Raw genomic sequence first — 12,913 nt, forward strand, 5'->3', positions numbered from 1 at the left:
GGTTTATTATGAAATTCATTCTGATGTCTACGAAGCAATAACCAGAGAAAAACGCATCAAGAAGTGGAACCGACAATGGAAAATAAACCTTATCGAGCAAAACAACTCCCAGTGGCTTGATTTGGGCATCGGATTATTTTGATGGATGGTTGCCCGCCTGCGCGGGCATGACAGGTTTTTTGTCATGTACAGAGAAGCCTAATGCAAATAAACTCTTGCCCGTAATCGGCAACATCATTATACTTGATTTATGTTACTTAATTCATCCGTCTAATTTCATGAATAAACACGGTGGAGTCCGACCTGGTGCTGGTCGGCCTAAAGGACAGGGAAAATATGGCGAACCCACTAAATCAATGCGTGTGCCCATTTCACGAGTAGAGGAGGTGTTAGCTTTTTTAGATCAAGAAAGCGAAGCATTTGCATTGCCTTTATATGGCAGTACGGTAAGAGCAGGTTTCCCCTCCCCTGCGGATGACTATATTGAACGTAAGCTGGATTTAAATACCCATTTAATTAAACACCCCGCCGCTACCTTTTTTGTAAAAGCAGCAGGAGAGTCAATGATTAATGCCGGCATTCAATCTGGCGATATTTTAGTCGTTGATCGCAGCTTAGAAGCTAGCCATAACAAAATTGTGATCGCTGCCATCGATGGCGAGCTTACCGTTAAACGTCTTTCCCGTAAGGCGGGTAAAGTACGATTGGTGGCCGAAAATCCGGAGTTTGAACCCATTGACATTACTGAAGAGCAAGAGTTAGTGATTTGGGGTGTTGTAACCCACGTGATTCATCAAGTGATCTAAAGAACAGTAAATGTCTACTTTTCCAAACGCCACAAACAGTTGCCGGATTCTTTTGTAGAATTCTCCGAAAAGCCTTATTTGGTATATCTTTATAGCAAATAATTCTAAACAATGCTCACAAAAGAAACCATCTATGCTACGCTATTTTTTCTTAGATAATTCAACACATTGTTGATTAAAGGCGTGAGTAAATTGCTTTAACTCATCCGGCTGTAATTTGCCATTAAATTGTTTATGATACGTTTGTAACAACTTATCAAAGCAGCCTTGATATTTCGGGCCAAAGTTGCTTTCCCCATCATCCACATCTTGTTGAGCGTTCAGGTTAATATTTAACAACGTCTCTTTATCAAATTCAGGACCAATGCTTCGTTCATAAACTGCGGTTGCGACACAACAGGCAGCACAAGCGGATAGCTCATCGTACGCCTTAACTTGATGCGGGTTATCGTTCGCCAAAGTAAGGAAATCATAAGGTGTCAAATTAATGCTATACACTAAATGAGCACCAGTTTCATTTTCAACGCGCTTAACCTCATCAATTCCATTATTACACCGGTCACCACTGTGAAAAGGTGTGATTTTAAGTTGATTGCTATCGCGAGTGACAAGACTAATTGAAGAAAACGCTCCCGTTCCGCCACTATTATTTAACGTTTCTACAATGACAGACTGACCAAGCATTCCTAGGGGCTTGTAATAACTATACCCCTGACTCGTAAATGCTTGATTCATGTTCCAAGCATAATCATATCCGAAGTATCCTTTATCGGTTAAATGAGTATTCTTTCCGGTGATGCTGCGGCCTGGTTCAGAGTGTAATCCACAAGTCGCTAAATCGACCATTCCACCCGTATCTTCTGACTCATAAAAGCAAAGAGGATCAATGGGTTTTCCATTGAACAGTAATGCTTGTGAAAAACGAACCTCTGAGGCAAATGAAACAGAGGCTAGAAACAAGGAAATAAGCAGCATACTAACTTTAAAAATGTAATTCATAGCTTCCTCACATTATTATGACGGTTAGGGAAGCTCCCTAACCAGCTTTGAAACAAGGCCAGGGCCTTCATAAATCAACCCCGTATAAACCTGCAACAAATTGGCCCCAGCAGCTAGTTTTTCCTGTGCAGTATTAGAATTATCAATTCCACCGGAAGCAATTAAACAAACTTGATTTCCAACGACGCTTTTTATTAAACGTAAACAGTGAGTAGCGCGACTGGCTAATGGTTTCCCACTCAGACCACCGGCCTCTTTTCCATGAGAAAATTGCTCCACTTTTTCTCGCGCCGCGGTAGTATTCGTTGCGATAATACCGTCAATCCCTTGATTGACAATAATCTCAGCCATTCTTTTTAAATCATCATCTTCTTCATCTGGTGAAACTTTGACGACGAGAGGAACATAACGTTGGTGTTGGTCTGAAAGCTGTAGCTGTTCATCGCGCAATTCACTGATTAAATCAATAAAAAAGTCGCCCTGTTGTAGTTGCCGTAACCCTGGGGTATTTGGAGATGAGATGTTAATAGTGACATAAGAAGCGTAAGGATAAACCGCTTTAAAACAGGTTATATAATCTTCTGACGCTTCTTGCAAAGGAGTGTCTTTATTTTTTCCAATATTGATCCCTAAAATCCCTTGGTAACGAGCGTTTTGAACATTATTTATCAGCTCATTTACACCATGGTTATTAAAGCCCATACGGTTAATTAGCGCTTTGGCTTCAGGCAAACGAAATAAACGAGGCTTATTGTTTCCTAGTTGGGGACGAGGCGTTACTGTTCCGACTTCGATAAAGCCAAATCCAAGTTTAGATAACGCATCCAAATGCAAGGCATTTTTATCTAACCCTGCGGCCAGGCCAACTGGATTAGGAAATTCATACCCCATTGCTTTTACTGGCTTTTTCGCGGGTGAGGAAAAACAGAACTTAGGAACAACGTGCAATGCTTTAAGTGATAGATTATGGGCTTTTTCAGCGTCTAGTTTAAATAAAAGAGGACGAAGGAGTGAATACATAAATTATTCACTCACATCACATTGCTGGGCCCATACTCTGAGCATCGCATTACCTTGTTGTTGCAAAGCATATTGAACCTCTCTTACCTCAGTGCCATAATTTTCCTGTTGCAAGCCTAATAAAACCGGCCCTAGAAACGGGGAAGGTTGACCGTCGCGATCGATTAAAGGAAAAATACGAACTTCTTTAGCGACTCTGGCCAATTCTTTGATAACCTTTAGATGGAATGAAACATCCTGGTCATCAAGATCTGCAAAAAGATAATGCGAACTTAAAGCAACATCAAACGAAAAGTCAGCAAAGGGTAACGTAATGTCTTTCACTGGAACATAACGGCTTTCTACGCGCCCTTGTTCATAATCGGCAAAAAATTCCTGAATGCCTTGGCGACGCTTAGCAATAAGACTTTCCAAACCATTATACCGGCTAAAGTCAAATTTATCTTGATCCTGCTTAACGTTGGCCACCATGTCATCAAAAATTAACGAGACTTTGGTAAAGAGCGTGGATTTATCTAAAGTAAATAAAGGGTCGCAACTCACCACATGATTTGTTGATTCATTTAATTCTGAATTAATCGCACTGGGCCCACACCCATATTCTAGAATTCTTTTATCAAAATCAGACCAGGATAAATCAAACATCTCGCGATATTCTTCAACATGGTGGCCCCAAAGTACCAATTCACGCATGGCCTTACTCCTTCATACTTTATACCCATTCCATCTGAAAATCCCAATATCTTCAGGTGGAATGGGTATATAATAAATAACTCCGCAAGCTTCACAACTTGAATTATGAGAGGTATAGTCTATCGTATTTGAATTAGCAACAGGAAGTCTCTTATGCACCATGGTCTAAAACATCCTCTTGGCGAGACCTATGATCTTTTACGAGACAGCGTCCATCAATTCGCATCGCGCGAAATTGTTCCTATTGCCGCTGAAATTGATGCCAAAAATGCTTTTCCTAATCATCTTTGGCAAATGTTAGGAGATTTAGGCGTACTAGGTATCACCGTGAGTGAAGAGTACGGCGGGGCTAATATGGGTTATTTAGCTCATGCCATTGCCATGGAGGAAATTTCTCGCGCATCTGCCTCTGTTGGCTTAAGTTATGGCGCCCATTCAAATTTGTGCGTTAATCAAATTTATCTGAATGGCACAGAGCGCCAAAAACAAACCTATTTGCCCAAACTAGTCAGCGGTGAATACATTGGTGCTTTAGCGATGAGTGAATCCAACGCGGGTTCGGATGTGGTCAGCATGCAATTAAGCGCTCAAAACAAGGGCGACTATTATCAGCTAAATGGCACCAAAATGTGGATCACCAATGGTCCTGATGCGGATGTATTGGTGGTCTATGCTAAAACCAATAAGGAAGCTAAAAGTCGGGGCATCACCGCCTTTATTATCGAACAGGGGTTTAAAGGATTTAGGACAGCTCAAAAGCTCGATAAACTTGGTATGCGTGGCTCTAACACCTGCGAGCTCGTTTTTGAAGATTGCGAAGTACCTAAAGAAAATATTTTAGGCGAACTTAATGAAGGCGTGAACGTCTTAATGAGTGGGCTTGACTATGAACGAACCATATTAGCCGCAGGCCCTGTAGGAATTATGCAGGCTTGTCTGGATGTGGTTTTGCCCTATATCCATGAGCGTCAACAGTTCAATCAATCTATCGGAGAATTTCAATTTATTCAGGGTAAAGTTGCCGATATGTATACTGAACTGAATGCTTCTCGGGCTTATCTTTATGCCGTGGCAAATGCCTGTGACCAAGGTTTAGTTAGCCGGAAAGACGCAGCCAGTGTTATTCTATATACAGCTGAAAAAGCGACCCAAATGGCGCTACAAGCCATTCAGATTCTGGGAGGAAATGGGTATATTAATGAGTATCCCACAGGAAGACTGCTTCGAGACGCTAAGCTCTATGAAATTGGTGCCGGAACATCAGAGATTCGACGAATGCTGATTGGCCGAGAACTTTTTAAAGAAACAGGCGCTTAGGTCTCTAACCACCACTATCGATTAAAAAAGGAATGCATATGAACCAGGACGATATCGTCATTGTTGCCGCCAAACGCACCCCAACGGGCAACATGTTGGGAAATTTATCTTCACTATCAGCTCCAGAATTGGGTGCCGTTGCCCATAAAGCTGCAATAGCTCAAGCAGGTATTGATCCTTCCGATATTGATGAAGTCATTAGCGGTTGTGTGTTACAAGCCGGTATTGGCCAAGCCCCTGCTCGACAAGCGGCAAAATTTGCAGGACTACCAGATCATACCCCAGCCAGCACCGTCAATAAAATGTGTGGCTCAGGCATGAAAACCGTAATGCTTGGACATGACTTAATTAAATCGGGTTCCGCAAAGGTTGTATTAGCCAGCGGTATGGAAAGCATGAGTAATGCGCCCTATTTACTATCAAAAGCCAGAAGCGGTTATCGTTTAGGTCATGGTGAATTAAAAGATCACATGTTTTTAGATGGTCTCGAAGACGCTTATGATCGTGGGAAATTAATGGGTGTTTTTGCTGAAAAAACGGCCGAGCGTTATAATTTTAGCCGTGAAGAACAAGATGAATTTGCTAAACGATCCATGTCCCGAGCAATTAAAGCGGAGCAAGCTGGTCAATTTAAGCTAGAAATTGCACCCGTAACCGTTAAAACCAAATCCGAAGAGATTATCATTGACCGCGATGAAGGCCCTGATGAGAAAAAATTAGCCAAAATTTCCCAGCTACGACCAGCCTTTAAACCCGATGGCACCGTAACTGCTGCTAATTCCAGTTCGATATCCGATGGTGCTGCCAGTCTCATTTTAATGACGGCAGAAGAGGCTGAAAAGCGAGGAATCAAGCCCTTAGCAAGAATTGTCGCACACGCAGGTCACGCCCAAGCACCTGAGTGGTTTACAACAGCGCCAGTCACTGCAATAAAAAAAGTATTGGAAAAGGCTGGCTGGAAGCCAGATGATGTTGATTTGTATGAAATCAATGAAGCCTTTGCTGTAGTCACAATGGCCGCCATAAACGATCTTGAACTGGATATTGAGCAGGTCAATATCCATGGTGGCGCTTGTTCTCTAGGCCACCCCATTGGTGCATCAGGCGCTCGCATCATCGTCACCTTGCTTTATGCATTAAAAGAACAACATAAACAACGTGGCGTCGCAGCGTTATGTATTGGTGGAGGAGAAGCGACAGCCATCGCGCTTGAACTTCTATAATTTATCACTCAGCGGATGACATGATGGTACGAAATACAATATTAAAACAGGGATTCATTTATCTATTGCTGAGCATCATTATTGTGGTCTTTGCTGAGTACGCTCAGATGATCATTGTATATCTCGACATGCTCTATACGTTTGTAAATCTCAAACTCGCTCCGGTCTTTAGCCAGAGCGAGTTAGGAATTATGATAAGACGTGTCTTTTCTTTGGTAATCATTCCAATCCTCATTGCCGCCATACCTGCCTTAATTTATCGACTAATTAAAGGGAAAAACATGCCCTATTTTATTCAAATTACCTGGCTTTTGTGGTTGGTGATTGTCCTAAGTAAAATATTGATTGGATAAGGTTCAATGACAAAAATTATTAGCAAACTAAACCCAGCGAGCTCTGAATTCAAGGAAAACGAAGCCTCCATGCTGGCTCTAGTCGAGACGTTACAAAACACCGTGGCCGATATCGCGCTAGGTGGCGGTGAAACAGCACGAGAACGTCATCTAAAACATGGAAAATTATTACCACGGGAGCGATTACAACAATTAATCGATCCGGGCAGTCCTTTTTTGGAATTGTCCCAGTTAGCCGCTTATAACGTGTATGAAGATAAAGTCCCTGCCGCGGGTTTAATTACTGGCATTGGTCAAATTCATAGTCAAGAATGTGTCATTGTGGTTAATGACGCAACCGTTAAAGGCGGAACTTACTACCCACTTACGGTCAAAAAACATTTACGCGCGCAAGACATTGCCGAGGCGAATCATTTGCCCTGCGTTTATCTGGTTGATTCTGGCGGAGCTTTCTTGCCCTTGCAGGACGAAGTCTTCCCAGATCGTGATCATTTCGGTCGTATTTTTTTTAATCAAGCCAATCTTTCAGCCAAAAACATCCCTCAAATTGCAGTGGTGATGGGGTCGTGTACTGCTGGAGGGGCTTACGTACCAGCGATGGCTGATGAATCCATTATGGTTCAAAATCAAGCCACCATTTTTCTTGGTGGGCCGCCTTTAGTGAAAGCCGCCACAGGGGAAGTCATTAGTGCGGAAGAATTAGGTGGGGCAGAAGTACATTGTCGAGAATCAGGGGTCGCTGACCATTATGCTGAAAATGACGAACACGCGTTGCACCTTGCGCGTCGCTGCATTAAAAATCTGAATCGCATCAAGCCAATATCAACGGTAAGAATTGAATCGAAAGATCCAGCATACGCTGAATCGGAACTTAATGGCATCATCCCAACCGATCCGCGCAAACCCTTTGATATTCGCGAAATCATCGCCCGAATTGTCGATGGCTCAGAGTTCGATGAATTTAAAGCCTTATATGGGACGACCCTGGTTTGCGGCTTTGCCCATCTTTATGGCTATCCGGTTGGAATTGTAGCGAATAATGGTATTTTATTTGGCGAGAGCGCATTAAAAGGAACTCATTTTATTGAATTATGCTGCCAACGTAAAATTCCTTTGATATTTTTACAAAACATCACGGGGTTTATGGTTGGCAGTAAATATGAAGCAAGCGGGATTGCGAAGCATGGTGCCAAAATGGTGACGGCGGTCGCCAACGCAAATGTTCCCAAGTTCACTGTGATCGTAGGCGGCAGCTTTGGCGCTGGAAATTATGCCATGTGTGGTCGAGCCTATTCACCAAGGTTCTTATGGTCTTGGCCAAATTCACGTATTTCAGTTATGGGTGGAGAACAAGCAGCAAATGTTCTCGCTCAAATCAACCGCGAAAAACACAACAAGCAAGGCAGCACATGGCCTGAATCAGAGGAAGAGGCCTTCAAAGCGAAATTACGCGCGCAATATGAGGCCCAGGGAAATCCTTACTACGCCAGTGCTAGGCTTTGGGATGATGGCGTAATCGCTCCAAAAGATACTCGGCGAGTGTTGGGATTAAGTTTATCTGCGGCCATGAATGCCCCCATTGAAGACACTCCTTTTGGTGTTTTTAGAATGTAGGAAATCCAACGATTATGAGTGACGTCCTGTATGAATTGCACGATCAAGTGTTTAAGATCACTTTAAACCGCATCGATAAGAACAATGCATTTGATGATAAGCTTTTAGCTGAATTATTGCGTTTACTTGAACAAGCAGAAACCAATGAAACCATTCGTTGTGTGGTATTGAACGCCAATGGCAAGCACTTTTCAGCGGGCGCTGACTTAGCCTGGATGAAGCGCATGGCTGAATTCAGCGAGCAAGAAAATGTGGCTGACGCCACCGTATTGGCCAACGTGATGCACGCGCTTAACCGTAGTTCTAAACCGACCATTGCTGTAGTGCAAGGCTCAGCATATGGCGGAGGGGCAGGCTTAGCGGCGGCTTGTGATGTCGCCATTGCCTCAGAAAACGCTAAGTTTTGTTTTTCTGAAGTAAAATTAGGGTTAATACCTGCTGTAATCAGTCCCTATGTTGTCCATGCACTAGGAGCAAGAGTCGCTTCCTGGCTCTTTATGAGCGCCGAAGTCATTGATGCAAAGCGAGCCTATGAGCTTGGATTAGTTCATTACTGTGTACCTCAAGAGACCTTGCAATCGTTTTCGACGACATTTGCCGAAACTCTGACTAAAAACGCGCCAGAAGCGGTCAAAGAATCCAAAAAACTGGTTCAGTTCGTACAGAATAAACCTATAACCGCAGCATTAATTAATGAAACGGCGTTGCTCATTGCTAAAAAGCGTGTCTCTGAAGAAGGTCAACGTGGATTAAATGCTTTTTTGAATAAAGAAACTCCAGCTTGGGATTAGAAAATATCGCTTAGGTCTAGTGAGGCTATCATGTTTACAAAAATTTTAATTGCTAACCGCGGTGAAATTGCTTGCCGGATTATACGCACCGCTAAACGCTTAGGAGTAAAAACGGTAGCGGTCTACTCTTTTGCAGATAGCGATGCCCTTCATGTCAAAGCTGCAGACGAAGCCTTCTATATCGGCAATGCACCAAGCTCAGAAAGCTACCTAAATATTGAATCCATTATTCAAGCAGCGGTTGCTTCAGGAGCCGAAGCCATTCATCCTGGCTATGGATTTTTATCCGAAAATCCGACGTTCGCTAAAGCCTGTAAAGCCGCTCAACTGGTGTTTATTGGGCCTTCCGTCTCCGCTATGCAAGCTATGGCTTCTAAGCAATTAGCGAAACAGCTTTTGGACAATACCGACGTTCCCTTAACCCCTGGGTATCATGGAAAAGATCAATCCGATGACACTTTGCTTTGTGAAGCAAAGAAAATTGGTTTTCCGATTTTGTTAAAAGCCGCAGCAGGCGGTGGTGGCAAAGGCATGCGAGCCGTTCTTGCTGAAAAGGAATTTTCAGAATCACTTGCTGGCGCAAGAAGAGAAGCAAAATCAAGTTTTGGTGATGATACGATGATCATTGAGAAACTCATCGTCAATCCTCGCCATGTTGAACTCCAAATAATGGCCGATAATTTTGGCCATGTGGTGCATTTGTTTGATAGAGACTGTTCCATTCAACGCCGTCATCAAAAAATCATTGAGGAAGCCCCTGCTCCAAATTTATCTCAATCCTTACGGGAGAACATGGCGAAAGCTGCCATTACCGTGGCTCAAAAAATTGATTATCGAGGTGCAGGAACCATTGAATTCCTAGTTGGCCACGATGAACAGTTTTATTTTATGGAAATGAACACTCGTCTTCAGGTCGAGCATCCTATAACCGAATGCATCACTGGGATTGATTTGGTTGAATGGCAGCTTTGCATTGCTGCAAATGAACCGTTACCGTTAAGTCAAGACAACATAACCCACCAGGGGCATGCCATAGAATGTCGCGTATATGCAGAAGATCCCAGCCATGAATTTATGCCTTCCATCGGTCAATTGACATTTCTTAAAGAGCCCCAAGGAGAAGGCATTCGAATTGATTCAGGGGTAACCTTCGGCTCTAAGATTACTATGTATTATGACCCGATGATTGCAAAACTCATTACCTATGGAGAGTCCCGCTCTTTAGCGTTGAAACGTATGCAGCACGCATTGACGAATTATCATATCGGTGGCGTAAAAACCAATCTTTCTTTTTTACAAGCCATCGTCACTCACCCCAAATTTGCGGACGCCAAACTCAGTACGGACTTTTTAACGCGCGAAAAAATCCGCTTATCTGCCCCTGATGTTGAGCTAGCCATTGTTTTAGCAGCCGCCCTTGATTACTGGGATTTACAACCTGGATTAAACTCGGAATTAGTTAAAGACACGTTTGCTTGGCAAATGCATTTGTCCAGTCAATGGCGCAAACGTTATCTTATTGAACAAGAATCCTATGACGTTTTAATTCATCCCATCTCTTCTACAGAAGTCAAAATTGAACTAAAGGATAAATCCCTAACCTTATGCATTAACGTTGAAAATAATTTATTGCGTTATGATGATGGTCAACAAGCCCGAAGCGTGTGGGTTCAACATGATGCTGACAAATTCGTTATCTATCTAGACAATGGTCCGGTAACCGTTTCTCGTTTTAATTGGGAAAAAACAAGGGCTAGTGATGCTCTGGATGCACAATTAACCGCCCCGATGCCTTCAACCGTTGTTGCCATTCTTAAGAAAAAAGGCGAAAACGTTAACATGGGCGACACTTTAATGGTGCTTGAGGCGATGAAAATGGAGCATGCCATCGTTGCCCCCCAAAGCGGTCTGATAACCGATGTTTATTACGAGGTAGGGAGCCAAGTTAAAGAAGGTGTGCAGCTGGTAGAGTTAAAGAGTGCGGATGCTGAAGAACCTCAGCCGTCTTAGGCATAACATCTTTCTTTTTCATAACGTTAGCACCATAATAGAATCATTGGTGTGTATCCATACGTAAATGGAGATCTTAACTTAAACAGGACTGCAATGAATCTTCCTTCCCAAGTGACGATTATTGAAGTAGGCCCTCGTGATGGGTTACAGAATGAGCCGTCATTTGTTGATACCCAAGCTAAAATTGACTTTATCAATTCATTGACCGAAACGGGGCTCAAACACATCGAGGTCACCAGTTTTGTTTCTCCGAAAGCAATTCCGCAATTGGCCGATCACATTGAAGTTTACCAAGGCATTAAAAAAACCAAAGGCGTGTCTTATTCCGTTCTCATTCCTAATGAACAAGGCATGCAAAAAGCCGTTGAAACCGGAGTTCAAGAGATCGCCATTTTTACTGCAGCCAGTGACACCTTTAATCAACGAAATATTAACTGTTCGATTGCTGAAAGCATTGAGCGATTTAAGCCGGTTATGGAACTAGCAAACCAACATGACATCCCGGTTCGAGCTTATATATCCTGTGTGTTGGGATGCCCATACGAAGGGAAAATTCTTCCAGAACAAGTCATGCATGTGGCTGAACAATTATTAAATTTGAACGTGAATGAAATCAGTTTTGGCGACACTATAGGCGTTGGTACTCCCAAACAAACCCGTGCCTTGTTAGATGCGGTCACAGCGAGCATGGGATTTAATCAAATTGCGATGCATTTTCATGATACTTATGGACAAGCCGTAGCCAACATCTATGCTGCATTGGACTATGGCGTTAATCGCTTTGATAGTTCAGTGGCAGGATTAGGGGGCTGCCCCTATGCGCAAGGCGCAACGGGTAACGTCGCCACTGAAGACGTTCTGTACCTCATGCATGGGTTAGGCGTTGAAACAGGGGTTGATATTTACAAAGTGGTTGTGGCTGGAGACAAGATGTGCAACGTGCTTAAGCGGAAAAATCAATCAAAAGTTGCCAACGCGTTATTGGCCAATCCCTGCTGAGTAGAATGCATTTAATGTTGCAAATAGCGATGAGATAACATGACTCCTAAGCAAGCCGGTTTTCGTATGCCTGCCGAATGGCATCCTCATGAAGGATGCTGGATGGCTTGGCCTTGTCGAGAAGAGACCTGGGAAAAAATTGGTTTAGAGCGGGCTAGGATCGCCTACGCTAAGGTCGCCAACACTATCGCCGAATTTGAACCGGTCAATGTATTAGTCAATCCTTCTGAACGCGTCCAGGCCACGGCACTTTGCAATTCAACCATTCGCTTAATTCCTCATCCTATAAACGACTCTTGGACGAGGGACACTGGCCCCACGTTCTTATTAAATGCACAACGCGAATTAGGGGCAGTAGATTGGATTCACAACGCCTGGGGTAAAAATTATGAAGATTACGTCCTTGATAATCAAATCGCTAAGGCAGTGATCGAGCTAACCGAGGCGCACTATTTTCATGCGCCTCTAGTGATGGAAGGCGGATCATTTCACGTTGATGGTCAGGGCACCATCTTGACCACGCGTGAATGTTTGCTAAACCCAAACCGTAACCCTTATCTTTCACAAAAAGATATTGAAGATTACCTCTTAGACTATCTTGGAGGAGAAAAAATAATCTGGCTCAATAAAGGGTTATTGGGAGATGAAACGAACGGCCATATTGATGAGCTGGCTTGTTTTATTGCACCCGGAAAAGTCTTAGCATTGCATACGGAAGATAAACACGATCCTAATTATTACACGCTTCAAGAAAATTTGGAGCTCTTAAGGACTGCAACCGATGCCTCTGGGCGTAGACTTGACGTGTATCCCGTTGAACAACCACCAGCGACCTATTTAGGCGGTGAGCGCTTAACCTTATCCTATATTAATTTTTATTTTGCCAATAACGCCATCGTGATGCCCTCTTTTGAGTGTGAAAAACAGGATCAAGCCGCTTTAAACCTCTTTACCCAATTATTTCCGAATTTTGCCATCAAACAAATTAATGCATTGGACGTGTTTGCTGGCGGCGGTGGAATTCATTGTATTACCCAACAACAACCTAAAGCAACGCTACGGTCGATGACGAAAAGGATGTAAGA

The 12,913-nt window shown here is 43.2% G+C and carries 12 protein-coding genes; 9 read left to right on the forward strand and 3 right to left on the reverse strand.

Features of this window, described 5'->3' with window-relative positions; translation table 11 throughout:
• The first annotated feature begins 278 nt into the window (after nt 1-278).
• Nucleotides 279-806: a LexA family protein gene (locus tag E1O47_RS05575; RefSeq protein ID WP_133130353.1), complete on the forward strand. Its 528-nt coding sequence runs from the start codon at nt 279-281 to the stop codon at nt 804-806.
• A 141-nt stretch (nt 807-947) separates the two neighbouring features.
• Here the strand turns inward: E1O47_RS05575 and E1O47_RS05580 are convergent, their stop codons facing one another.
• The 3 genes from E1O47_RS05580 to E1O47_RS05590 are packed head-to-tail and all read right to left on the reverse strand — an operon-like array spanning nt 948 to nt 3,518.
• Nucleotides 948-1,805, reverse strand: coding sequence for a hypothetical protein (locus E1O47_RS05580; protein ID WP_133130283.1), 858 nt, complete (start codon nt 1,803-1,805; stop codon nt 948-950).
• A gap of 24 nt (nt 1,806-1,829) precedes the next feature.
• Nucleotides 1,830-2,825, reverse strand: a complete 996-nt coding sequence (locus E1O47_RS05585; RefSeq protein ID WP_133130284.1) for a quinone-dependent dihydroorotate dehydrogenase — start codon at nt 2,823-2,825, stop codon at nt 1,830-1,832.
• A gap of 3 nt (nt 2,826-2,828) precedes the next feature.
• Entirely contained in the window at nt 2,829-3,518 is a 690-nt protein-coding gene (locus E1O47_RS05590; protein ID WP_133130285.1) for a class I SAM-dependent methyltransferase, read from the reverse strand.
• A gap of 153 nt (nt 3,519-3,671) precedes the next feature.
• Here E1O47_RS05590 and E1O47_RS05595 point away from each other — a divergent pair, with 153 nt between their 5' ends.
• The 8 genes from E1O47_RS05595 to E1O47_RS05630 all read left to right on the forward strand — a co-directional run bounded on the left by E1O47_RS05595 (nt 3,672) and on the right by E1O47_RS05630 (nt 12,911).
• Nucleotides 3,672-4,835, forward strand: a complete 1,164-nt coding sequence (locus E1O47_RS05595) for an isovaleryl-CoA dehydrogenase (protein ID WP_133130286.1) — start codon at nt 3,672-3,674, stop codon at nt 4,833-4,835.
• 38 nt (nt 4,836-4,873) lie between these two features.
• The gene (locus tag E1O47_RS05600; protein ID WP_133130287.1) at nt 4,874-6,058 is read left to right on the forward strand and encodes a thiolase family protein; all 1,185 of its coding nucleotides are present in this window, start codon (nt 4,874-4,876) and stop codon (nt 6,056-6,058) included.
• Between the two features lie 38 nt (nt 6,059-6,096).
• Nucleotides 6,097-6,411 (forward strand): hypothetical protein, encoded by a 315-nt coding sequence (locus E1O47_RS05605; protein WP_133130354.1) that lies wholly within the window; start codon nt 6,097-6,099, stop codon nt 6,409-6,411.
• A gap of 6 nt (nt 6,412-6,417) precedes the next feature.
• On the forward strand, nt 6,418-8,025 hold the full coding sequence (locus E1O47_RS05610; RefSeq protein ID WP_133130288.1) for a carboxyl transferase domain-containing protein: 1,608 nt from the start codon (nt 6,418-6,420) through the stop codon (nt 8,023-8,025).
• 14 nt (nt 8,026-8,039) lie between these two features.
• Nucleotides 8,040-8,816: an enoyl-CoA hydratase-related protein gene (locus E1O47_RS05615; protein WP_133130289.1), complete on the forward strand. Its 777-nt coding sequence runs from the start codon at nt 8,040-8,042 to the stop codon at nt 8,814-8,816.
• Nucleotides 8,817-8,846: 30 nt separating this feature from the next.
• Nucleotides 8,847-10,826 (forward strand): acetyl/propionyl/methylcrotonyl-CoA carboxylase subunit alpha, encoded by a 1,980-nt coding sequence (locus E1O47_RS05620; RefSeq protein ID WP_133130290.1) that lies wholly within the window; start codon nt 8,847-8,849, stop codon nt 10,824-10,826.
• A gap of 96 nt (nt 10,827-10,922) precedes the next feature.
• Nucleotides 10,923-11,828 carry a hydroxymethylglutaryl-CoA lyase gene (locus tag E1O47_RS05625; protein ID WP_133130291.1) on the forward strand — a complete coding sequence of 302 codons (906 nt, stop codon included), beginning with the start codon at nt 10,923-10,925 and terminating at the stop codon, nt 11,826-11,828.
• 39 nt (nt 11,829-11,867) lie between these two features.
• Nucleotides 11,868-12,911, forward strand: a complete 1,044-nt coding sequence (locus tag E1O47_RS05630; RefSeq protein WP_133130292.1) for an agmatine deiminase family protein — start codon at nt 11,868-11,870, stop codon at nt 12,909-12,911.
• The last annotated feature ends 2 nt before the right edge of the window (nt 12,912-12,913 follow it).

The sequence above is a fragment of the Legionella yabuuchiae genome (assembly GCF_900640115.1).
GTDB classification, from domain to species: Bacteria; Pseudomonadota; Gammaproteobacteria; order Legionellales; family Legionellaceae; genus Legionella_A; species Legionella_A yabuuchiae.